This is a genomic window from Pseudarthrobacter sp. NPDC059871 (genome assembly GCF_042731175.1).
Lineage (GTDB): Bacteria > Actinomycetota > Actinomycetes > Actinomycetales > Micrococcaceae > Arthrobacter.
Genome location: NZ_JBHWJV010000013.1, coordinates 32,827 through 55,613 on the forward strand (window position 1 = coordinate 32,827; position 22,787 = coordinate 55,613).

Genomic DNA, 22,787 nt, shown 5'->3' on the forward strand with positions numbered 1-22,787 from the left:
CGTAATTGTCCACCCAATCAGCGTCCGGTTGCCAGCGGCCTTTCCGGGGTGTGCAGCCGGGTCATGACCCGGACCAGCGTCTTCGGCACCCGTCCTGCAGTGGCCCGGGACACCAGCACCATGACGGCGAAGGCCGTGGGGACGGACCAGGCCGCGGGCTGGGCGAGCCACGCCGGGGTGCTGGCAGCCGCCGCCAGGGAGCCGGCGATCATGGCGCCGCCGCACAGCACCCCGCCGGTCACCATGCCGGCGATGGCTCCGGCGTCGGTCAGTCCCCGCCACCAGATACCCAGCAGGAGCACGGGGCAGACGGTTGACGCGGTGAAGGCGAACACCAACCCCACGCTGCCGGCCAGCGCCAGCGAGCCCGTCATCAGGGCGAAGCCAAGCGGCACGACGGCGGACACCACCGCGGCGAGGCGGAAGCCCCCCACACCGGCGCCCAGGACGTCCTGGCTGATGACGCCGGCCAAGGAGACCACCAGCCCGGACGTGGTGGACAGGAACGCTGCGAACGCACCGGCCACCACCAGGGCGGAGAGCAGGTCTCCGGCGGGGCCGCCGATGAGTTCACGGGGCAGCAGCAGGACCATGGCGTCAGGCTGGCCCGAACGGGCAAGGTCCGGCGCGAACATGCGGCCCACCAGGCCGTAGGCGGTGGGGAACAGGTAGAACACGGACAGCAGCCCCAGCACAATCAGCGTGGTGCGCCGGGCGGACTGCCCGTCCGGGTTGGTGTAGAACCTGACCAGGACGTGCGGCAGGCCAAGAGTCCCGAACAGCAGTGCCACGAGCAGGGAAACGTTGTTGTACCACCCCGCGGGGGCAAGGCCGGTGGGGTTTTCGGACGGCAGGGCCAGGGCCGGTGTCCCGGTGCCGGCAAGCATGAAGACGATGAAGAGGATGGGTACCGCCAGTGCGGTCAGCTTCAACCAGTACTGGAACGCCTGGACGAACGTGATGGACCGCATCCCGCCCGCCACCACTGTCAGGCAGACCACCACCACCACCGCCACCGACCCCACCCATGACGGCAGCCCGGTGGTGATCCGGATGGTCAGGGCGGCCCCGTGCAGCTGCGGAACGATGTACAGCCAGCCCACCAGCACCACCACCAGGCTGGTGACCTTGCGGACCGCCCGCGAGTCCAGCCTGGCCTCCGTGAAGTCCGGTATTGTGTACGCCCCGGAACGCCGGAGGGGTGCGGCGACGAAGAGCAGCAGCATCAGGTACCCGGCCGTATAGCCCACAGGGAACCACAGGGCGTCCGTCCCGGAGAGAAGCAGCAGGCCGGCCACGCCCAGGAAGCTGGCAGCCGACAGGTATTCGCCGCCGATCGCGGACGCGTTCCACCATGGCCGGACGGTCCGGGACGCCACAAAGAAATCGCCGGTGGTCCGCGAGATACGCAGGCCATAGAACCCGATGACCGCGGTGGCCACGGACACCACGGCAAGGGCAGCGGCGGCAACCCCCGGATTCACGCCAGGCTCCGCTTCACCGCGTACCCGCGGGGATCACGGGTCACCGGCCAGGTCCCGGTAGCGGGCCTCGTTGCGGGCAGCCGTCCTGGTATACAGCCAGGCGCTGAGGCCGATGACCGGGTAAATGCCCACGCCCAGCAGGATCCAGTCGAACGGGATGCCGGCAATCGTCGTTTCGGCCAGGCCGGGGACGGCGGCCAGCAGGAGGGGGAAAGCACCGAGGATTACCAGGAACCCGCCGGCCACCACCAGGGCCAGGCGCAGCTGCGACCGGATGAGGGACCGCACGAACACCTGGCCCACATCGGACTCCTGCGCCGCTTCGCGGGATTCGGTGACGGGACGCGCGGCCGTGGCAGGGGCCGTCACCCGTACCCTGGTCATGCGTTCGGCCTGATCCGGTTTGCCTGCAGCCGCTCACGCACGGTGGGCAGGTGCCGGCGGCTGATGGGCAGCCCGGCACCCGCCACGGTGACCCGGGGGCCGTCTGCCGCAAGCTTCATGGAGGAGATGTGCTTCAGGGCCACCAGGTATGAGCGGTGCGTCCGGATGAACCCGGCATCGGCCCACTGCTGTTCCAGGTCGGCCAGCGGAACCCTGATCAGGTAGCTGGCGTCGGCGGTGTGGAGCCGCGCGTAGTCTCCCTGCGCCTGGACGTACGTGACGTCGTCGCGCCTGATCATCCTGGTGGTACCGCCCTGGTCCACTGTGATCATCTCCGGTGCGCCGCCGCCGTCGCGCAGTTCGCTGATCCGGCCCACGGAGCGTGCCAGCCGCTCGGCCCTGATGGGTTTAAGGAGGTAATCGACGGCGGCCAGTTCAAAGGCCGCCAGGGCGTGGTCCTCGTCAGCGGTCACGAAGACCACCGCAGGCGGATGGCTGCCGGCGGCAATGGCGCGGGCGATCTCCAGTCCCGAGACGGCAGGCATGTGGATGTCCAGGAAGACCGCGTCCACCTGCGCGGACGCCAGGGCGCGGAGGGCTTCGCTGCCGGAGGTTGCCCGCAGGACCTTGCCGATCCGCTCGTCCCGGCCCAGCAGGAAGGCGAGTTCTTCCACGGCCGGCAGCTCATCATCAACGACGAGGACGTTAATCATGCTCCAAGGGTAGCTTTCCGCGGGCACGCAGCAGGCCAGTGCCGGGAATCAGGCATCGTGGCCGGGCTGCGATTTGGGCACCTTCATGGTGATGAGGGTCCCTTCGCCCGGTGCGGTTTCGATGACGAGCCCGTGGGGGTCGCCGTATACCTGCCGGAGACGGGCATCAACGTTCCGCAGGCCCACGTGCTCGCCGTCGATATGTCCCGCGAGCATCGACTGCAGCTGCTCCGGGTCCATCCCCACGCCGTCGTCCTCGATGGTCACCTGGGCGTAGGCGCCGGCGTCGTCGGCCGTGATGGTGATGTGCCCGGGCCCCTCCTTCGCTTCGAGGCCGTGCCGGACGGCGTTCTCCACCAGCGGCTGCAGGCTTAGGAACGGGATGACGGTACTCAGGACCTCCGGCGCCACCCGGAGGCTGACCTGCACGCGCTCGCCGAAGCGGGCCCGCTCCAGCAGCAGGTACCGGTCGATGCAGCGCAGTTCCTCGGCCAGGGTGGTGAAATCGCCGTGCCGGCGGAAGGAATAGCGGGTGAAATCGGCGAACTCCACCACCAGTTCGCGTGCCCGGGCCGGATCGGTGTTGATGAAGGACGCGATGGCGTTCAGCGAGTTGTAGATGAAATGAGGGCTGATCTGGGCGCGCAGTGCCCGCACCTCGGCCTCCATCAGCTGGGTCCGCGAGGCATCCAGCTCGGCCAGCTCCACCTGCACGGCCACCCAATCCGCCACCTCGCCGGCGGCCCGCACCAAGCCCGCCCCTGCCGACGAAGCGAAGGCGGCGACGGCGCCCACCACGCGTGAGCCGGCCCGCACCGGTGCTATGACGGCCGCCAGGGCGCCGCCCGTCCCGTCCGGCCCCGGCGACAGTACAACCGTCCGCCCGCTGGCCAGGACCTCAGCGGCCAGTTCCATCAGCCGCGGCTTCAGGTCCTCAGCCGCCCCGTCCCAGGCGAGCACGCCCGAGGTATCCGTGATGGCCAGCGCGTCGCAGCCAAGCAGCGTACGCAGGTGGCGGCTTGCCTTCGAAGCGCCGGCGGGGTTGAGGCCGCGGCGCAGGTGTTGGCCTGCCTGCGAGGCCGCGTGCAGGGTGTGGTAGGTGGCGCGCTCGGCGTCCGTGCCCAGGTCGCGGAAGGAGCGGAGCACCTTCAGTCCCACGCCGACGACGACGGCGATGGCCATGGCGATCACGGCCACAGCCGCGGCGGTCAGGAGCGGGGAGTCCGGCATGGGCCCAGCGTAACTGTGGGTGCCGTTTGTCGCAGCATCCCGACCGTTGAGCGACCACAGCGCCGGAGGGGCTGGAAGTGGCTGCCGTGACGCAGCAGAGTGATTGCTGTCACACCAGCGGCGTTTCCTTATCCGGGCCTGCCGTCCCAGTGTGCACCGGCATGTCTCAATGAGGAGGAACCATGGGTAACGATGCCCAAAGTCCGGACGCTGCGGCGTCCGTCGACTTTGAACAGGTCCAGTCGACCGAGCAGTTCCAGGAACTGCGCAAGCGCCACCGCAGCTTTGTTTTCCCCATGGCAGTGGCCTTCCTGCTGTGGTACTTCGCCTACGTCCTGCTCGCGGACTACGCGGTGGAGTTCATGTCCACCAAAGTCTGGGGAAACATCAACATCGGCCTAATCCTGGGCCTGCTCCAGTTCGTCTCCACCTTCGCGATCACCGGATGGTACGTCAGCTACTCCAACAGGAAGCTGGACCCCATCGCCTCTGAGATCCGGAACGAGATCGAGGGCCACGAATTCGACAAGCACGGCAACCGGGTGGGTGGAGCCAACAAATGATTACTATCGCAACCTCAGTGGACGTGGCCGCGCTCAAGGACACCACCCTGCTGAACATGGGCATCTTCGGCCTGTTCGTGGCCGTCACCATGGTGATCGTGTTCCGTGCCAGCCGGAACAACAAGACCGCCGCCGACTACTACGCAGCCGGACGCTCCTTCACGGGTTCGCAGAATGGCACCGCCATCGCCGGTGACTACCTTTCCGCAGCCTCGTTCCTGGGCATCACCGGCGCCATCGCCATCAACGGGTATGACGGCTTCATGTACTCCATCGGGTTCCTGGTGGCCTGGCTGGTGGCGCTGCTCCTGGTGGCTGAACTGCTCCGCAACACCGGCAAGTTCACCATGGCCGATGTACTGTCCTTCCGGCTCAAGCAGCGGCCCGTCCGCATCGCAGCGGCCATCTCCACCCTGGCGGTGTGCTTCTTCTACCTCCTCGCCCAGATGGCCGGTGCCGGCAGCCTGATCTCACTGCTGCTGGGCATCAGTGACTGGGGCGGACAGGCCCTGGTGATCATCGTCGTCGGCGCCCTCATGATCATGTACGTGCTGATTGGCGGTATGAAGGGGACCACGTGGGTCCAGATCATCAAGGCCATCCTGCTGATCGCCGGTGCCGCCGTCATGACCATGTGGGTCCTGGCGATCTACGGGTTCAATCTTTCGGCCCTGCTGGGCGGTGCCGTGGAAACGGCCAACAACCCCGCGGTCCTCAACCCGGGCCTGCAGTACGGCAAGAGCGAAACCTCCAAGCTGGACTTCATGTCACTTGGCCTCGCCCTGGTACTGGGCACGGCCGCCCTGCCGCACGTCCTGATGCGCTTCTACACGGTCCCCACCGCCAAGGAAGCCCGCAAGTCGGTGGTCTGGTCCATTTGGCTGATCGGCCTGTTCTACCTGTTCACCCTGGTCCTCGGCTACGGTGCTGCCGCGCTGGTGGGTGCCGACACCATCAAGTCCGCTCCCGGCGGCGTGAACGCTGCGGCTCCGCTGCTGGCGTTCTACCTTGGCGGCCCGCTGCTGCTGGGCTTCATCTCCGCGGTGGCGTTTGCCACCATCCTGGCAGTGGTGGCCGGCCTGACCATCACCGCCGCGGCCTCGTTCGCCCATGACATCTACGCCAACGTGATCGCGAAGGGCAAAGCGGACGCCGCAACGGAGGTCCGGGTGGCACGCCGTACGGTGGTGGTGATCGGCGTCCTCGCCATCCTCGGCGGCATCCTGGCCAACGGGCAGAACGTGGCGTTCCTCGTGGCGCTGGCCTTCGCCGTGGCTGCCTCGGCCAACCTGCCCACCATCATCTACTCACTGTTCTGGCGGCGGTTCACCACCCAGGGCGCGGTGTGGAGCATGTACGGCGGACTCGGTGCAGCCATCATCCTGATCATCTTCTCGCCGGTGGTTTCCGGCGGGGCCACCTCGATGATCAAGGACGCGCACTTCGCCATCTTCCCGCTCAGCAACCCCGGCATTGTTTCCATCCCGCTGGCGTTCTTCCTGGGCTGGCTCGGTACGGTGCTCGACAAGAAGCGCGAGGACCCAGCCAAGCAGGCGGAAATGGAGGTCCGGTCCCTCACCGGTGTTGGTGCCGAGAAGGCAGTGGACCACTAACGCCGGACCCGGCACGGGCACTCAAAAGGCCCCCGTCAACGTGGACTGTCCACGTTGGCGGGGGCCTTTGGGTTGTGTTGCTAGGCGGCGGGGCGCAGCTTGATGTTCGTCATTTTCAGCTCGTCCGTGCCCTCGAACCGGTAGGCCAGGTCAACCTTCTTGCCTTCGCAGGTGATGACTCCTCCCACGTCCGCCGACTTGACGCCGTTCTCGGTGGCAACCTGCATGCTGTTGTAGGCGGGCGTGCAGGTCCCGTCCATTTTCAGGCTCTCGACGCCGGAGATGAAGGTCTCCTTGGACAGCTGCTCCTGCAGTGCCGGGTCCAGGTAGTCGTCGTACGCTTTGGAGCTGTCGCCGGAAATGACGAGCTTGGTGAAACCGTCAGCCAGGTCTTTGGCGTGGCTGGTGGCGCTGCCGGCCACATCGACCAGGATCACGATGCCCACCACCACGAGCAGCAGCACGCCGCCGATGGCCGTCAGGATGATCCACAGCCGTGGCCGCTTCCTTGCCGGCGGCTCTCCGCCCGGGAGGCCGAAGGGACCTGCGCCCCGGTACTGCCCCGGTTGCTGCTGGCCGTAAAGGCTGTTCGGGTTCCCGGGGTCTTGGGTGCCTGGATACGGGCTGCCCTGTTGAGGCTGGCCGTACGGGGGTTCCGGGGTGGTTCCGGGGTATCCGGCGGGGGGCTGCTGCGGCGGCTGTGGCAGCTGCCCGGAGCCGGGGTGTCCGGGCTGGTACGGTTCCTGGGGATTGCTCAAAGTGGAGCCTTTCCGGATGTGGTGCCTGGCACCGCCTGGTGCGGGCCTGTTGAGGCGCCGCACGGATAACTGCCACAAGCCTATAACCCGTGCCGCCGCCGTCGGACTTTGCTTCCCGCCGTTCCGGCCACGTAACGGGTCAGCTTCCCTGCGGACCCCGCTCGAGCAGCGGCTGCACGCGGAAGGGGATGAGCTCGCCCATGGCCAGGGCCGTGTCCGCCCGTTCCACGCCGTCGCACGCGAGGATCTTGCCGTTGATGCGGAAAAGGTCCTCGGCATCCTGGGCCACCACGCGCAGCAGCAGGTCTGCGGACCCGGTCAGGCCGTAGCCCTCCAGGATCTCCGGGATGGCCGCCAAATCCTGCGCCAGCCGGGTGAGCTTCTGCTGCTGGACGTGCACGGAAATGAAGGCCATCAGCGGGTAGCCCAGGGCGGCAGGGTTGATCCTGCGTTCGAAGGACAGGAAGACGTGCTTTTTCTCGAGCTGGGCCATCCGCGCCTGGACAGTGTTCCTGGACAGTCCCAGTTTCTGCGCGAGGGCCACCACGGTCCTCCTGGGGTCCTGGGCCAGTGCCGAAAGGAGGCGGGTGTCAGTGCCATCCAGAGCTTGCATAATGCGCAACGGTAGCACGGTGCGGATGGCTGCCATAGGGCATTCTGCTCAATAAATGCCCCGGTGGTTGTACCCCCTGAGCATTGTGAGTAGGGTCACAGTATCCGGGCGAAGGGGCCCGGAAGGCCGCGGTTTGCAGGACCACAAGTCCCAGCTCCGCAGGTCACCGACGACAGAAGTTGCGGGGCTATCGTGTCTACAGACGAAACGGGCCAGGGCGGCGCACAAGCCCAAGAGGGCGCCGGGGAATTCCATGAACCGGAGTCATCCGGCGTACCGGTACAAAAGCTGGTCCAGCTGATCACACCGTCGGGGGAGCGGGTGAGCCACCCCGAGTTCGATCTCTGGGTACAGGACATCACGGACGAGCACCTTTGCTCGCTGTTCGAGGACATGACCGTCATCAGGCGCATCGACGTTGAGGCAACGGCCCTCCAGCGCCAGGGCGAACTTGCCCTGTGGCCCCCGCTGCTGGGGCAGGAAGCGGCACAAATAGGTTCAGGCCGGGCCCTGCGCGGCGACGACTTCGTCTTCTCCAGCTACCGCGAAAACGGTGTGGCGTACTGCCGCGGCGTGGACCTCACAGACCTCCTGCGGGTGTGGCGCGGCAACGCGTCAGGCGGCTGGGATCCGTACGCCATCAACATGGCAACGCCGCAGATCATCATCGGCGCCCAGACCCTGCACGCCACCGGCTACGCCATGGGCATCCAGAATGACGGCGCAGATTCCGTGGCCGTCACGTACTTCGGCGACGGCGCAACGAGCGAGGGCGACGTGAATGAAGCCATGGTATTCGCAGCCAGCTTCCAGGCTCCCGTGGTGTTCTTCTGCACCAACAACCACTGGGCCATCTCGGAGCCGGTCCGGCTCCAGTCGCACATCCAGCTCGCGGACCGCGCTGCCGGCTTCGGGATCCCCAGCCTGAGGGTGGACGGAAACGACGTCCTCGCCGTCATGGCGGCCACGCGCGTTGCCCTCGACCGGGCACGGCGCGGCGGCGGCCCCACCTTCATCGAAGCCGTCACCTACCGGATGGGGCCGCACACCACCGCCGATGATCCCACCCGCTACCGTGACCCCAACGAACTCGAGGACTGGGCCGCGAAGGACCCGATCAGCCGGGTGGCGGCGCTGCTGGAACGCAAGGGGCTGCTGACCGACGAACTGCAGGACCACGTCAGGAACAGTGCCGACACTGTGGCCCGCGAGATGCGGAAAGGCTGCACCACCATGCCGGACCCGCAGCCCATGGACGTTTTCAAGCACGTATACAGCGCACCGAACTCTTGGCTGGACCGCCAGCAGGACCACTACGCCCGTTACCTGGCCTCCTTCGGCGATCCCGCAGGTGCCGTTTCAGAAGAAGGTGCACGCTGATGACTTCCATGACCTTTGCCCGCGCCATCAATGCGGGGCTGCGCAAATCGCTCGACCATGACCCGAAGGTGGTCCTCCTCGGTGAGGACATCGGCGCCCTCGGCGGCGTGTTCCGGGTGACCGACGGGCTGCAGAAAGACTTCGGCAAACACCGCGTGGTGGACACACCACTGGCCGAATCCGCCATCGTGGGTGCCGCCGTCGGCCTTGCCCACCGCGGCTACCGCCCTGTAGTGGAAATCCAGTTCGACGGCTTCATCTACCCCGCGTTCGACCAGATTGTCAGCCAGGTGGCCAAGCTGCATTACCGCACCCGCGGCGCAGTGAAAATGCCCATCACCATCCGGGTGCCGTTCGGCGGCGGCATCGGCTCGCCGGAGCACCACTCCGAGTCGCCGGAAGCCTACTTCACGCATACCTCCGGCCTTCGGGTGGTCACCGTGTCCAACCCCCAGGATGCCTACACGGTGATCCAGCAGGCCATCGCCAGCGACGACCCCGTCCTGTACTTCGAGCCGAAACGGCGGTATCACGACAAAGGTGAAGTGGATGAGGCTGCAGGGCTGGACGCCGCGGAACCCATGGGCCGGGCCAGGGTCCTGACCGACGGGACCGACGTCACCCTGGTGGCCTATGGCCCGTTGGTGAAGACCGCCATGGACGCCGCCTCTGCCGCCGCCGACGAAGGCATTTCCATCCAGGTCATCGACCTGCGCTCGCTGGCACCGGTGGACTATGACACCGTGGTGGCCTCGGTCCGGAAGACCGGCAGGTTGGTCATCACCCACGAGGCCGGGCAGTCCGGCGGGCTGGGCGCCGAGGTGGCAGCCAGCATCACCGAGAGGTGCTTCTACCACCTGGAAGCCGCGCCAGTCAGGGTTACCGGGTTCGACATCCCCTACCCCTATTCGAAGCTGGAGATGCACCACCTGCCGGGCCTGGACCGTATCCTCGATGGCGTGGACCGTGCCCTGGGGCGGCCGAATTCACTGAGCGGGCTGGAAGGATGAGCGTCACCATGATCAAGGAATTCCGGCTTCCCGACCTCGGGGAGGGGCTCACCGAGTCAGAGATCCTCAGCTGGAAAGTGGCCGTGGGGGACACCGTCAGCCTGAACCAGGTCATTGCCGAGGTGGAGACAGCCAAGGCGGTGGTGGAGCTGCCGTCGCCTTTCGCCGGCGTCATCAGGGAACTGCATGAGCAGCCCGGCACCGTTGTTGAGGTGGGCAAGCCCATCGTTTCCTTCGAGGTAGCGGACGACGCCGGGCCGGCACCGGCGGGGCACGCCGCACCTTCGCGGGACGTTACGCCAGCCGGGCAAACGGCGGCCGGGGAGGAACCGGCGTCGCCGAAACGGGAACCCAACCTCGTGGGGTACGGCGCCGTCGTCGAAAGCTCCGGCCGCCCCGCGCGCCGCCCCCGGAACCTCCCGCCCGTGGTTGAGCCGGCCGGCACCACAGTCATCGAAGCCCGGGCCGGCGTACCTTCAGGCGACCGGCCCCGCTCCACGCCTCCGGTCCGTAAGCTGGCCAGGGACCATGGTGTCGACCTGGCGCTGGTTACCGGCACCGGCCCGGCAGGCCTGATCACCCGGGAGGACGTGCAGGAGTTCCTGCGGCAGGGCAGTGCCGGCGAGGCTGCCGCACCCGCCGGCCAGGTACGTGCCGGGGGTGAGGGGGAGCGGGAAACCCGGATGCCCATCAAGGGCGTCCGCAAGCATACGGCGGCCGCGATGGTCTACAGTGCCTTCACCGCTCCGCATGTCACCGAGTTCCTCACCGTTGACGTCACGCCCACCATGGAGCTGCTGGCGAAACTGCGGGGCACCCGGGCGTTCTCCGGCCTCAAGCTGACGCCGCTGACGCTCGCCGCCAAGGCCGTGCTGATCGCGCTGCGCCGCAATCCGTCGCTGAACTCCCGCTGGGACGAGGCGAACCAGGAGATCGTTACGTTCAACTATGTGAACCTGGGCATCGCCGCAGCCACCCCGCGGGGCCTGACCGTGCCGAACATCAAGGATGCGCACTCGCTGACCCTGGAGCAGCTGGCGGAGGCGCTGGCGTTGCTGGCGGACACCGCACGGTCCGGGAAAACGGCGCCGGCAGACCTGTCCGGCGGGACCATGTCCATCACCAACATCGGCGTTTTCGGCATCGATGCCGGCACTCCCATCCTCAACCCCGGCGAAGCCGCCATCCTGGCGCTGGGCGCCGTGCGGTCCATGCCGTGGGAGTACCGCGGTGAGGTGGCCCTGCGCCAGGTGATGACCCTGAGCCTGTCCTTCGACCACCGCCTGGTGGACGGTGAGCAGGGCTCCCGGTTCCTGGCCGACGTCGGATTAATCCTGGCCGAACCGGGAATGGTCCTCACGATGGTCTGAACCCGCCCGGCAACCTGGGCGTCAGCGCGTTTGCGGGCTGTCCACCGTCAGTGCGGCGAGCGCCATCTCCTCGAGCAGCGGCCGGGCCGCGGCTGCCATCCGGCGGCCGTGGCTCCGGACCGAGTGCGGGGTGGAGTTGATCAGCCCGAAGGTGGCGTGCGCCCGGGTCCGGAGTTCGGCAGCATCCGTGCCGGGGTGGAGCCTGGACAGGACATCCACCCACACCTCCACATAGCTGCGCTGCAGCGCCCGCACGGCTGACTGGTCCTGTTCGGAGAGGTTGCTGAGGTCGCGGTCCTGCACGCGGATCACCTCGGGTTTGCCGAGGGCAAAGTCCACCTGGAACTCCACGAGGCGGCGCAGTGCCAGGCGGGGATCGGAGTTCTCCGCCACCACTTTCCGCCCGCCGTCCAGGAGCTCCCGGCTGACGGTGGCCAGCAGGTCCGCCAGGACGGCCTGCTTGCCGGGGAAGTGCCGGTAGACGGCCGGACCGCTGACTCCCGCCGCGGCACCGAGGTCTTCGAGGGAAACACTCTTGAACCCGTTGACGGCGAACAGGGAAGCGGCCGCGGCGAGCAGGGCCTGGCGGCGGTCTTCCTTGGCTTTGCTGCGCTGGGTTGGGCCGGCGGGCCTGGCGCCGGCGGCGTCCGCCCCGGTGCTGTTGCCTTCATCGGTTGTGGGCACATTTCCTCCTCAAACCCGCAGAGTCTAACAAGGCAACGGCCTGTGTTGGACATCACAGTTAATAGAGACTAACCTGAATTTCAGTTACTCGGCACTAACCGAGTCTATTGTTTAGCGGCCATGCGAGCTGCATTTTGCTACCGGATCCGGCTTCAGGATCCGCCGAGAGAACAGGAAGCGTCGATGGAGACCCTTGCCAGCAGGCTGGACCCCGCCAGCGGAGCTTTCGCCGCCAACAGGGATGCGCAGCTGCAACTGGTGGAGGACCTCCGGAAGCGGCTGGCGGACGCCGCCCTGGGAGGCCCGCAGAAGTCGCGCGAACGCCACGTGGCCAGGGGTAAGCTCCTGCCGCGGGAGCGCATCGACCAGCTGCTGGATGACGGCAGCCCGTTCCTTGAAATAGCCCCGCTGGCCGCCAACGGGATGTACAACGGTGACGCGCCGGGTGCTGGAGTGATCGCCGGCATCGGAGTGGTGCACGGCCGCCAGGTGCTGGTGATTTCCAACGACGCCACCGTCAAGGGCGGCACCTACTATCCCATGACGGTCAAGAAACACCTGCGTGCCCAGGAAATCGCCCTGGAAAACCACCTGCCGTGCATCTACCTGGTGGACTCGGGGGGAGCGTTCCTGCCCAGGCAGGACGAGGTCTTTCCGGACAGGGACCACTTCGGGCGGATCTTCTACAACCAGGCACGCCTGTCCGCGGCAAAGATCCCGCAGCTCGCTGCCGTGATGGGCTCCTGCACCGCCGGCGGTGCCTACGTCCCGGCCATGAGCGACGAAACCGTGATTGTCCGGAACCAGGGCACCATCTTCCTGGGTGGGCCGCCCCTGGTGAAGGCCGCGATCGGGGAGATCGTCACCGCCGAGGAACTGGGCGGCGGTGACGTGCATTCCAGGATCTCCGGCGTGACCGACCATCTGGCAGACAATGACGAACATGCGCTGCAGATCCTCCGCGACATCGTGGCCACCCTGCCGCCCGCCGCGGCGCCCGCCTGGCAGGTGGAACCCGCAGTCGAACCCGTTGCCGATGCCGGGGAGCTCTACGGTGCCGTACCCGTGGACGTCAACGCCCCGTACGACGTCCGTGAGGTGATTGCCCGGCTGGTGGACGCCAGCAGGTTCCACGAGTTCAAGAAGGACTACGGCACCACCCTGGTCACCGGCTTCGCGAGGATCCACGGGCACCCGGTGGGGATCGTGGCCAACAACGGCGTCCTCTTCAGCGAGTCTTCGCTCAAGGGCGCACACTTCATCGAGCTGTGCGACCAGCGGGGGATTCCCCTCCTCTTCCTGCAGAACATTTCCGGCTTCATGGTGGGCCGGGACGCCGAGCAGGGCGGCATCGCCAAGAACGGCGCCAAGATGGTCACGGCGGTAGCCACTGCCCGCGTACCCAAGCTGACAGTGGTGATCGGCGGATCGTTCGGCGCAGGTAACTACTCCATGTGCGGCCGCGCCTATTCCCCGCGGTTCCTCTGGATGTGGCCCGCGGCAAGGATTTCGGTGATGGGCGGGAACCAGGCCGCCAGCGTGCTGGCCACCGTCAAGCGCGACCAGTACGAGGCCGCCGGGGATGACTGGCCGGAGCAGGACGAAGAAGAGTTCAAGGCCCCCATCCGCCGGCAGTACGAGGACCAGGGGAGCCCCTACTACTCCACTGCCCGCCTCTGGGATGACGCCGTCATCGATCCCGCCGACACCCGGACCGTCCTGGGCCTTGCCCTGGACGTTGTCTCCCGCACGCCCCTGCCGGAGACCTCCTTCGGCCTTTTCAGGATGTGAGCCGGACCATGACCACGCCTTCATTGACCTCCACAGCCACCGCCACAGCCACGGGTTCCACCACCGGCAACCGGGAGCCCGGCCGGCCGCTTTTCGGCACCGTCCTGGTGGCGAACCGGGGAGAGATTGCCTGCCGGGTGATCCGCACCCTGCGTGCCCTGGGAATCCGCTCCGTGGCCGTCTACAGCGACGCCGACGCCGGCGCCCGGCACGTGCGCGAGGCTGACACGGCCGTGCGGATCGGCCCCGCCGCCGCCACCGAAAGCTACCTCAACATCGGCAACATCATTGCCGCCTGCCGGGAGTCCGGCGCCGAAGCCGTGCACCCGGGCTACGGGTTCCTCAGCGAAAATGCAGACTTTGCCCGCGCCCTTGACGCTGCGGGAATCGCGTTCATGGGCCCCGGGGTGGAAGCGCTCAACATCATGGGCGACAAGATCCGCTCCAAGAACCACGTGGCCGGCTACGGCGTCCCGGTGGTACCCGGCGTGGCCAGGCCCGGCATGACGGACGCGGAACTGATCGAAGCAGCCGCCGCCGTCGGCTTCCCCCTCATGATCAAGCCGTCCGCCGGCGGTGGCGGCAAGGGCATGCACGTGGTGGAGGAACCCGACGACCTTCCGGCCGTCCTGGCCACCGCCCGGCGCGTGGCCGCCAGTGCCTTCGGTGACGACACCCTGTTCCTGGAACGCCTGGTCACCACCCCGCGCCACATCGAAGTGCAGGTGCTGGCGGACAACCACGGCAACGTCATCCATCTGGGCGAACGCGAATGCTCCCTGCAGCGCAGGCACCAGAAAGTGATCGAGGAGGCACCGTCGCCGCTGCTCGAGGGCCTGCCCCACGGGGCCGACGTCCGGGCACGCATCGGCGAAGCCGCCTGCAACGCCGCGCGCAGCGTTAACTACGCCGGCGCGGGCACCGTGGAATTCCTGGTCTCCGATGACGCGCCGGACGAGTTCTTCTTCATGGAGATGAACACCCGCCTCCAGGTGGAGCACCCCGTCACCGAAATGGTCACCGGAACGGACCTCGTGGAATGGCAGGTGCGCATCGCCGCCGGCGCGGAACTCACCGTCCGGCAGGCCGACGTCGAACTTTCCGGCCATGCGGTGGAGGCGCGCGTCTACGCCGAGGTGCCGGAAAAGAACTTCCTGCCGTCCACCGGAACCGTGTACCTGCTCGACGAGATGCCGGGGGACGCCGGCGGCCGGATCCGGGTGGACTCTTCCCTGGTGGAAGGGCTCCAGCTCTCCTCCAGCTACGATCCCATGCTGTCCAAGGTCATCGCCTGGGGAACGGACCGGGCCGCCGCCCTCGACGCGCTGGACCGGGCGCTCGCCGGATACACGGCGCTGGGTGTTGAAACCAACGTCGAATACCTGCGGCTCCTGATCAACGATCCCGAGGTCCGGGCCGGCCGGCTCGACACAGGACTGATCGCCCGGAAGCTGCCCGACCTGGCGTTCCGCCATGTGGGGGAGGCCGAGCTCGTGGCCGCGGCGCTCACCTCCCTGGCAGTCACTGACGGGGGCGCCACGGAAGCGTCCACCAGCCCGGACGGCAATTCCACCGGAAGCCCCTGGCAGGCACGCAGCGGCTGGCGACTGGGGGCACCGGCACCGCGCCGGGTAAGCCTTGGAACGCCCGACGGCGGAGTGGCCACCATAGGTGTCTACGGGGACCCCGCGGCCGGCCCGGTAGGGGTGACGGTCGACGGCGGCGCGCGCCACACAGCCGTGCTGCGCTTTTCCGGGCCCGGCCACGCGGAGCTGACACTCGGCGACGCGGCGCACAGCTACTCCGTGGCGCCGGTCCACTCCGCGCCGGAAGCCCCGGCACACCTCTACCTCGGCAACGGCGGCTGGTCCTGCCGGCTGGAGGTCCTGACCCGGGAGGCGCGGCTGGACCGGGTCCGGGCAGCCATCCAGCGGGACGAAGGCGACGCCGATCCCGCCGTGCGCTCGCCGATGCCGGGCACGGTGGTGTCCGTTACGGTCAAGGACGGCGACGCCGTCGAGGCGGGCCAGGTCCTTGCATCCGTCGAAGCCATGAAGATGGAGCACCAGCTGGTGGCGCCGCTGGCCGGGACCGTGCACCTGGCCGCCAAACCCGGAGACCTGGTCAAGGCGGACCAGGTCCTCGCCACCATCCATCCCGCACAGCAGCCACAGGACAACAGCACGAACGGTGAGACCACCAACGGCGAAGGAGCCCAGTAACATGTCCGGATTTGAACTCAGCGAGGAATACCAGGACCTCAGCGACACCGTCCGGGACTTCGCGGACAACGTGGTTGCCCCGGTGTCGGCCAAGCACGACGAGGAACACAGCTTCCCCTACGAAGTGGTCAAGCAGATGGCGGACATGGGCCTCTTCGGCCTGCCCTTCCCGGAAGAGTACGGCGGAATGGGCGGCGACTACTTCGCCCTCGCCCTGGCCCTGGAACAGCTGGGCCGGGTGGACCAGTCCGTGGCCATCACCCTGGAAGCAGGCGTTTCCCTCGGCGCCATGCCGGTCTACCGGTTCGGGACCGAAGAACAGAAGCAGCAATGGCTGCCCCCGCTGGCCTCGGGACAGGCGCTCGCGGGCTTTGGCCTGACCGAACCCGAAGCAGGTTCGGACGCCGGCGGGACCAAGACGCACGCGCACCGGGAGACCGTCGGGGACAGGGCCGAGTGGGTGATCAACGGCAACAAGGAATTCATCACCAACTCCGGGACGGACATCACCAGGCTGGTCACCGTCACCGCGGTTACAGGGCAGCATGAGCGCGGGGACGGCACTGTCCGGAAGGAGATCTCCACCCTCCTGGTGCCCACTGACACTCCCGGCTTCAAGGCTGAAAAGGCGTACAACAAGGTGGGCTGGAACGCATCGGACACCCACCCTCTGACGTTGAAGGACGTCCGGGTCCCGGAGGCGAACCTGCTGGGGGAGGAAGGCCGGGGCTACGCCAACTTCCTGTCCATCCTGGATGAGGGCCGCATCGCCATCGCCGCCCTCGCCACCGGAGCCGCCCAGGGCTGCGTTGACCTGTCCGTCCGGTACGCCAGGGAACGCAAGGCGTTCGGCCACGAAATCGGCAAGTACCAGGCAATCTCGTTCAAGATCGCCCGCATGGAGGCGAGGGCCCACACGGCGCGCCTTGCCTACTACGACGCGGCTGCCAGGATGCTCGCCGGCAAGCCGTTCAAGACCCAGGCGGCCATCGCTAAGATGGTCGCAGGCGAGGCGGCCATGGACAACGCGCGGGATGCCACCCAGGTATTCGGCGGCTATGGCTTCATCAACGAGTTCACTGTGGCACGCCACTACCGCGACTCCAAGATCCTTGAAGTGGGGGAGGGCACCACGGAGGTCCAGCTGATGCTGATCGCCCGCGAACTGGGCCTGTAGCGGCCGGTTCGCTGCACCCCGGACAGTAGCCGGCCTGAAAGGATCGATGATGATTGACAAGGTTGTTGCAAGCGCCGACGAGGCTGTGGCGGATATTCCGGACGGCTCCTCGCTGGCCGTGGGCGGGTTCGGCCTCTGCGGCATACCGGTCACCCTCATCGACGCGCTGCACCGGGCCGGCACATCCGGGTTGGAGACGGTCAGCAACAACTGCGGGGTGGACGACTGGGGGCTGGGTATCCTGCTCCGCGACGGCAGGATCCGGCGCACCATCAGCTCCTACGTGGGCGAGAACAAGGAGTTCGCGCGGCAGTACCTCGCCGGCGAACTGGAGGTGGTTCTGACCCCGCAGGGCACCCTGGCCGAGAAGCTCCGTGCCGGCGGCGCGGGCATCCCCGCCTTCTACACCAAGGCGGGGGTCGGTACCCAGGTGTCCGACGGCGGCCTGCCGCAGAAATACGATGCCGACGGCGGCATAGCGGTCGCCTCAGCCCCCAAGGAGGTCCGCCCGTTCGGCGGCGTGGACTACGTGCTGGAGGAAGCCCTTACCCCGGACTTCGGCCTCGTCCACGCCTGGAAAGGCGACCGGCACGGCAACCTGGTGTTCCACGCCACAGCCATGAACTTCAACCCGCTCTGCGCCATGGCCGGAAGGATCACCATCGCCGAGGTGGAGGAACTCGTGGAGCCCGGTGAACTGGACCCCGAGCACATCCACACCCCCGGCATCTTCGTGCAGCGGGTGGTGCTGGCCCCTGACGCCGAAAAACGCATCGAAAAGCGGACTGTTGCCATCAGCCGGGAGGCAGGAGCATGAACGTGCAGGAAAACCGGGCACAGAGCACCGGCACGGACCCGAACAGCCCCGAAGCGCCGCGGCCCGAAGCCGTCCGCCACGAATACCGCCGCTCGGCTTCCCAGCCGCACGCTGGAGCCGCCGGTTCCACGGCACCGGCGGACAGCAAGGGGTGGACGCGCAACGAGCTGGCGGCCCGGGTGGCCAAGGAGCTTCAGAACGGCCAATACGTGAACCTGGGCATCGGCATGCCTACGTTGATTCCCAACTACATCCCGGACGGCGTGGAAGTGGTGCTCCACTCGGAAAACGGCATCCTGGGTGTCGGACCCTACCCGGCAGAGGACGCCATCGATCCGGACCTGATCAACGCCGGCAAGGAGACTGTCACGGTCAACAAGGGGGCTGCGTTCTTCGATTCTGCGGCGTCCTTCGGCATGATCCGCGGCGGGCATGTGGATGTTGCCGTCCTGGGTGCCATGGAGGTTGCGGCCAACGGGGACCTTGCCAACTGGATGATCCCGGGCAAGATGGTCAAAGGCATGGGAGGTGCCATGGACCTGGTGTTCGGGGCCAAACGGGTGATCGTGATGATGGAACACGTGGACCGGAACGGAAAACCCAAGATCGTCCAGCAGTGCTCGCTGCCGCTGACCGGCAAGGGCTGCGTGGACCGGATCATCACTGACCTGGCTGTCATCGACGTGGTCCGCGACAGCTCCGGTTCCCGCCTGGTCCTGCAGGAGCTGGCGCCGAACGTCTCGGTGGAGGATGTCATCGCCGCCACCGGCGCCGAGCTGTTCGAGGAAGACCGGGAACTGACGGTATGACGGCGGATGATCCCCGGGTTATTGAACAGCGCGGGCTGTACTACGACGAACTTGAAGAGGGAGTGGTCTACGCCCACCGGCCCGGCCGGACCGTGACCGAAGCGGACAACGTCCTGTTCACCACCCTCACCATGAACACCCAGGCCCTCCACCTCGACGCCGCCTGGAGTGCCACTCAACCGTTCGGCCAGCGCCTGGTCAACTCAATGTTCACGCTGGCCACCATGGTGGGACAGTCCGTCACCCAGCTGACCCAGGGGACCATCATTGCGCAGCTGGGCCTGACCGATGTGTCCTTCCCGCACCCGCTATACCACGGGGACACGCTCTATACGGAGACCGTCATCAGCGGCAAACGGCCCTCGGGCTCCCGGCCGGGGCAGGGAATCGTCACCATGGAACATACTGGCCGGAACCAGGACGGTACCGTGGTGGCCCTGGCCACCCGCAGCTGCCTGATGTGGACCCGCGCCGCGCACGCTGAAGCGCAGCACGGAAAATAAGCCCGGCACGAAAAATTCATCGGAGAATGGCTGTATGACCTTTGCGATGGGCCCCGCCCTCCTCTTCTGCCCCGCCGACCGGCCCGAACGGTACCGGAAAGCCGCCGCCCGCGCTGACGCCGTCATCCTTGACCTCGAGGACGCGGTGGCGCCGGCGGACAAGCAGCGCGCCCGCGGCGCCATCCTTGCCCAGGTGGGTTCCGCAGGCGAGGAACCCGAGCTTGATCCCAGCCGCACCATCGTCAGGATCAACCCCGCGGGCACCGAGGAGTTCGAAAAAGACCTGCACTGCCTGGCGCACACGCCCTACAGGACGGTGATGCTGGCCAAAGCCGAAAGCGCGGACCAGCTCAAAGCGCTGGCGGGCTACCAGGTGGTGGCCCTGTGTGAAACGGCACTGGGCGTCCTGAACGCTCCCGCCATTGCCGCTGCCCCTAATGTTGTGGCCCTGATGTGGGGTGCCGAGGACCTGCTCGCCACCCTGGGCGGCACCTCCAGCAGGACGGACGACGGCGGCTACCGGGCCGTCGCCCTGCACGCGCGGTCAACGGTCCTGGTGGCTGCCCGGGCCTTCGGGAAGCAGGCGGTTGACGCCGTGTACGTCAACATCCCGGACACTGACGGCCTGGCCGCCGAAGCTGCCGACGCCGTCGCGTCCGGATTCAGCTCCAAAGCCTGCATCCACCCCACGCAGGCCGCCGTGGTGCGGGAAGCCTACGCCCCGTCCGATGCCGATGTCGCCGCTGCCGCGGAGCTGCTGGACGCTGCAGCGGAGGCCGGCTCGGGCGTTTTCCGGCATCACGGAAAAATGATCGACGGGCCCATCCTCAAGCACGCCGAATCCATCCTCCGGCGGGCCGGCCAGAAAGCCTGACGGTCCGCTGCGTCCTGCGGGCTGGCGGGCAGTTGTCCTGCTAGCCCTGCCGTCCCTGCGGGCGCCGCAGTGACAGGGGCGGGATCGGTTCGGAGAGGAACGTGCGCAGCCAGCGGTTCCCGGACGCCCGGAACTCCGCCCGGGTGGCGAACCGGTAGTGGTACCGGCGGACGCGCACCCAGCGCGGCGCCCCGCCGTCGAACGGGTCATGCCGGAGCAGCCGCAGGGTGGTCCGGTCCGCTTCCAGCAGCTTGCCGAGGAAGGCGTAGAACCATTCCTCGTGGACGGTCCGCAGCGGCAGGAACCACATCAGCCAGTCCAGCCGCAGGTGGTACGGCGCCCACTGGCGTGGTGTCCGGCGCAGGTCCCCGGGCTTGCCCTTGAACCCGTATTCACGCCAGTCAGAGGAATCGTCAGGGTCATCGTCGAGGGTCCCTGCCACCACGATCTCGATGCGTTCCCGGGTCACAGTTCCGAAGGCACCGTAGGCGTTGACCAGCTGCCAGCGGTTGAAGCTGGCGTTCATCAACTGCCGGCGCGAGAACAGGTTGCGCAGCGGCTGGTAGCTCAGGGCCAGCAGCAGGGCCGTGGCCGCCAGCGTGACAGCCAGCCACCACAGCGGCGTTGCACGGCCGGCCTCCCCGTGCCAGTCCAACGGGATTACCGGCAGGACCGCGTGCGCTACGGGGTCGCTGACGGCGGCGAACGCCAGCACAATGGCGATCCAGTTCAGCCAGGCGAAGTTTCCGGATGCCACCAGCCAGAGCTGGGTGGCGATGATGATGGCCGCTGCCGCACTGGCAACGGGCTGGGGCGCGAACAGGAGGAACGGCACCACGAGCTGGGCGAAGTGGTTGCCCACCACTTCCATCCGGTGGAGCGGCTTGGGCAGCAGGTGCGCCTGCCGGCTGAGCGGCCCCGGCATGGGCTGGGTTTCGTGGTGGTAGTAGAGGGCAGTGAGGTCCCGCCATTCCCGGCCGCCGCGGATCTTGATCATCCCCGCACCGAATTCGAGCCGGAACACCAGCCACGCCACCAGGATCAGGATGGTCCGCGGGGGATCGGTCTGGTCCGAACCCAGGAAAGCCACGGTGAAACCGGCCTCCAGCAGCAGCATCTCCCAGCCGAAGCCGTAGAAGGTCTGCCCCACGTTCACGATCGACATGTACAGCAGCCACAGGGCCAGGAAGGCGATCAGCGGCACCCATGGCGGTCCCAGTTGCGGAATGCCGGCTGCCAGGAGGGCTGAGACCACCAGCCCGGTTGCACAGACGCCCCGCAGGAGGCCGTCCGAATAGCGCCAACGGAACAGCGTGGGCCGGCGCAGCCGGCTGAAGCCGGACATGTAGTCGGGCACCGGAAGCAGCCCGCGCTCACCCAGCAGCGCCGGGAACTGGTTGAGCGAGGACAGGAACGCCACGAAGAACAGCGCGGCCACTCCCCGCTGCAGCACCTGCCGGGCGAACTCGTAGTCCGCGGCGTCGAACCAGGAAAGCCAGTCCACGAAATCCACGTTACGCCCGGCCGCGGCGGGGTCAAGGAGTGCACGCCGCGGCGCACCGGACCGCGTGGGTGCGGGATACTTAACCCATGCAGCCACGCAGAATCGCCATCCTCGGATCCACCGGTTCCATCGGCACCCAGGCGATTGACGTCGTCGACGGCGCCCCGCATCTTTTCGAGGTCGTGGCACTGAGCGCCGGGGGCGGCAACCTCAAGCTCCTGGCCCGGCAGGCCGTCCACACAGGTGCGGCCGCCATCGGCATCGCCGCCGGGGACGCCCGCGAGCTTGCCGTGCTGATCGACGAAGCAGCCGCCGCAGCGGGCCGCTCCGGCTACCGCCCGGAGATCATCGCCGGACCGGATGCCTCCACGCGCATCGCGGAGGTTGAAGCCGACGTGGTGCTCAACGGCATCACCGGGTCCATCGGCCTTGCACCCACCCTTGCCGCGCTGAAGTCCGGCGCCACGCTGGCGCTGGCAAACAAGGAATCGCTGATCGTGGGCGGCTCGCTGGTGAAGGCTGCTGCGCGCGACGGGCAGATCGTTCCCGTGGACTCCGAACACTCCGCCATCGCCCAATGCCTGCGTTCGGGCAGCGCAGCGGAAGTGGACAAACTGGTCCTCACCGCCTCCGGCGGGCCCTTCCGCGGCCGGAGCCGGGAAGAACTGCACGGAGTCACCCCGCAGGAAGCCCTCGCCCACCCCACCTGGGACATGGGGCTGATGGTCACCACCAACTCCGCCACCCTGGTCAACAAGGGGCTCGAAGTCATCGAAGCCCACCTGCTGTTCGACATCCCGCTGGACCGGATCGACGTGGTGGTCCATCCCCAGTCCGTGGTGCACTCCATGGTGCAGTTCGTGGACGGCTCCACCATTGCGCAGGCCTCCCCGCCGGACATGCGACTGCCCATCGCGCTGGGGATGGGGTGGCCGGACCGGGTACCCAACGCCGCCGCGCCGTGCGACTGGACCAAGGCCGCCACCTGGACCTTCGAGCCGCTCGACGCAGCAGCCTTTCCCGCCGTGGACCTTGCCAAGGACGCGGCGAAGCAGGGGAGCACCTTCCCCGCGGTCTTCAACGCCGCCAACGAGGAAGCCGTGACAGCCTTCCACGCCGGGCGGATCCGCTTCACGGACATCGTGGACACCGTGGATGCGGTCCTCAGCGAACACACAGGTTCCTCCCGGCTGACGGTGGAATCCGTGCTGGATGCTGAGAGCTGGGCACGGGCCCGCGCCCACGAACGTTTAGCAGTCAGCAGTCTCTAGGGAAGCAGCAGTACCTC

21 protein-coding genes are annotated in these 22,787 nt (G+C 67.5%); 13 read left to right on the forward strand and 8 right to left on the reverse strand.

What is annotated here, in order from left to right; genetic code table 11:
• Nucleotides 1-17 precede the first annotated feature (17 nt).
• From ACFV4R_RS17050 to ACFV4R_RS17065, 4 genes are read right to left on the reverse strand one after another with little or no spacing between them, the layout of a single operon-like run.
• Nucleotides 18-1,484 carry a cation acetate symporter gene (locus tag ACFV4R_RS17050; RefSeq protein WP_377203667.1) on the reverse strand — a complete coding sequence of 489 codons (1,467 nt, stop codon included), beginning with the start codon at nt 1,482-1,484 and terminating at the stop codon, nt 18-20.
• Between the two features lie 33 nt (nt 1,485-1,517).
• Nucleotides 1,518-1,868, reverse strand: coding sequence for a hypothetical protein (locus ACFV4R_RS17055; protein ID WP_377203668.1), 351 nt, complete (start codon nt 1,866-1,868; stop codon nt 1,518-1,520).
• On the reverse strand, nt 1,865-2,581 hold the full coding sequence (locus tag ACFV4R_RS17060) for a LytTR family DNA-binding domain-containing protein (RefSeq protein WP_015936606.1): 717 nt from the start codon (nt 2,579-2,581) through the stop codon (nt 1,865-1,867). Before ACFV4R_RS17060 ends, ACFV4R_RS17055 begins: the two co-directional genes overlap by 4 nt.
• Nucleotides 2,582-2,629: 48 nt before the next feature.
• On the reverse strand, nt 2,630-3,811 hold the full coding sequence (locus tag ACFV4R_RS17065; RefSeq protein WP_377203669.1) for a sensor histidine kinase: 1,182 nt from the start codon (nt 3,809-3,811) through the stop codon (nt 2,630-2,632).
• Nucleotides 3,812-3,993: 182 nt separating this feature from the next.
• On the opposite strand from ACFV4R_RS17065, the gene ACFV4R_RS17070 reads away from it, so the two are divergent.
• A complete protein-coding gene (locus ACFV4R_RS17070) occupies nt 3,994-4,374 on the forward strand; it encodes a DUF485 domain-containing protein (protein WP_045730980.1) in 381 nt (126 codons plus the stop codon).
• Nucleotides 4,371-5,987 (forward strand): cation acetate symporter, encoded by a 1,617-nt coding sequence (locus tag ACFV4R_RS17075; protein WP_377203670.1) that lies wholly within the window; start codon nt 4,371-4,373, stop codon nt 5,985-5,987. The genes ACFV4R_RS17070 and ACFV4R_RS17075 overlap by 4 nt, the downstream gene beginning before the upstream one ends.
• 80 nt (nt 5,988-6,067) lie before the next feature.
• Here the strand turns inward: ACFV4R_RS17075 and ACFV4R_RS17080 are convergent, their stop codons facing one another.
• Complete coding sequence (locus ACFV4R_RS17080; protein WP_377203671.1) at nt 6,068-6,745, reverse strand: hypothetical protein; 678 nt, start codon at nt 6,743-6,745, stop codon at nt 6,068-6,070.
• A gap of 139 nt (nt 6,746-6,884) precedes the next feature.
• Nucleotides 6,885-7,358, reverse strand: a complete 474-nt coding sequence (locus ACFV4R_RS17085; RefSeq protein WP_045730983.1) for an Lrp/AsnC family transcriptional regulator — start codon at nt 7,356-7,358, stop codon at nt 6,885-6,887.
• A 192-nt stretch (nt 7,359-7,550) separates the two neighbouring features.
• Between ACFV4R_RS17085 and pdhA the strand changes: the two genes are divergently transcribed.
• Genes pdhA through ACFV4R_RS17100 form a run of 3 tightly spaced genes read left to right on the forward strand, consistent with a single transcriptional unit; the run spans nt 7,551 to nt 11,118 of the window.
• Nucleotides 7,551-8,738: a pyruvate dehydrogenase (acetyl-transferring) E1 component subunit alpha gene (pdhA, locus tag ACFV4R_RS17090; RefSeq protein WP_377203672.1), complete on the forward strand. Its 1,188-nt coding sequence runs from the start codon at nt 7,551-7,553 to the stop codon at nt 8,736-8,738.
• Complete coding sequence (locus tag ACFV4R_RS17095; protein ID WP_377203673.1) at nt 8,738-9,748, forward strand: alpha-ketoacid dehydrogenase subunit beta; 1,011 nt, start codon at nt 8,738-8,740, stop codon at nt 9,746-9,748. Before pdhA ends, ACFV4R_RS17095 begins: the two co-directional genes overlap by 1 nt.
• An 8-nt stretch (nt 9,749-9,756) precedes the next feature.
• Entirely contained in the window at nt 9,757-11,118 is a 1,362-nt protein-coding gene (locus ACFV4R_RS17100; protein WP_377203674.1) for a dihydrolipoamide acetyltransferase family protein, read from the forward strand.
• Between the two features lie 21 nt (nt 11,119-11,139).
• Here the strand turns inward: ACFV4R_RS17100 and ACFV4R_RS17105 are convergent, their stop codons facing one another.
• A complete protein-coding gene (locus ACFV4R_RS17105) occupies nt 11,140-11,802 on the reverse strand; it encodes a TetR/AcrR family transcriptional regulator (RefSeq protein ID WP_377203675.1) in 663 nt (220 codons plus the stop codon).
• A gap of 183 nt (nt 11,803-11,985) precedes the next feature.
• Between ACFV4R_RS17105 and ACFV4R_RS17110 the strand changes: the two genes are divergently transcribed.
• From ACFV4R_RS17110 to ACFV4R_RS17140, 7 genes are read left to right on the forward strand one after another with little or no spacing between them, the layout of a single operon-like run.
• A complete protein-coding gene (locus tag ACFV4R_RS17110; protein ID WP_377203676.1) occupies nt 11,986-13,593 on the forward strand; it encodes a carboxyl transferase domain-containing protein in 1,608 nt (535 codons plus the stop codon).
• 8 nt (nt 13,594-13,601) lie between these two features.
• A complete protein-coding gene (locus ACFV4R_RS17115) occupies nt 13,602-15,815 on the forward strand; it encodes an acetyl/propionyl/methylcrotonyl-CoA carboxylase subunit alpha (RefSeq protein WP_377203677.1) in 2,214 nt (737 codons plus the stop codon).
• Between the two features lies 1 nt (nt 15,816).
• Complete coding sequence (locus ACFV4R_RS17120; protein ID WP_377203678.1) at nt 15,817-16,992, forward strand: acyl-CoA dehydrogenase family protein; 1,176 nt, start codon at nt 15,817-15,819, stop codon at nt 16,990-16,992.
• 49 nt (nt 16,993-17,041) lie between these two features.
• Entirely contained in the window at nt 17,042-17,809 is a 768-nt protein-coding gene (locus tag ACFV4R_RS17125) for a CoA transferase subunit A (protein ID WP_056083438.1), read from the forward strand.
• On the forward strand, nt 17,806-18,618 hold the full coding sequence (locus tag ACFV4R_RS17130) for a CoA transferase subunit B (RefSeq protein WP_377203679.1): 813 nt from the start codon (nt 17,806-17,808) through the stop codon (nt 18,616-18,618). Before ACFV4R_RS17125 ends, ACFV4R_RS17130 begins: the two co-directional genes overlap by 4 nt.
• Nucleotides 18,615-19,121, forward strand: coding sequence for a MaoC family dehydratase (locus ACFV4R_RS17135; RefSeq protein ID WP_377203680.1), 507 nt, complete (start codon nt 18,615-18,617; stop codon nt 19,119-19,121). The genes ACFV4R_RS17130 and ACFV4R_RS17135 overlap by 4 nt, the downstream gene beginning before the upstream one ends.
• A gap of 34 nt (nt 19,122-19,155) precedes the next feature.
• Nucleotides 19,156-19,995, forward strand: coding sequence for an HpcH/HpaI aldolase/citrate lyase family protein (locus tag ACFV4R_RS17140; protein WP_377203681.1), 840 nt, complete (start codon nt 19,156-19,158; stop codon nt 19,993-19,995).
• Between the two features lie 40 nt (nt 19,996-20,035).
• Here the strand turns inward: ACFV4R_RS17140 and ACFV4R_RS17145 are convergent, their stop codons facing one another.
• Nucleotides 20,036-21,499: a lipase maturation factor family protein gene (locus ACFV4R_RS17145; RefSeq protein ID WP_377203766.1), complete on the reverse strand. Its 1,464-nt coding sequence runs from the start codon at nt 21,497-21,499 to the stop codon at nt 20,036-20,038.
• Nucleotides 21,500-21,585: 86 nt separating this feature from the next.
• Between ACFV4R_RS17145 and dxr the strand changes: the two genes are divergently transcribed.
• Nucleotides 21,586-22,770, forward strand: coding sequence for a 1-deoxy-D-xylulose-5-phosphate reductoisomerase (gene dxr, locus ACFV4R_RS17150; protein WP_377203682.1), 1,185 nt, complete (start codon nt 21,586-21,588; stop codon nt 22,768-22,770).
• Nucleotides 22,771-22,787: the final 17 nt, after the last annotated feature.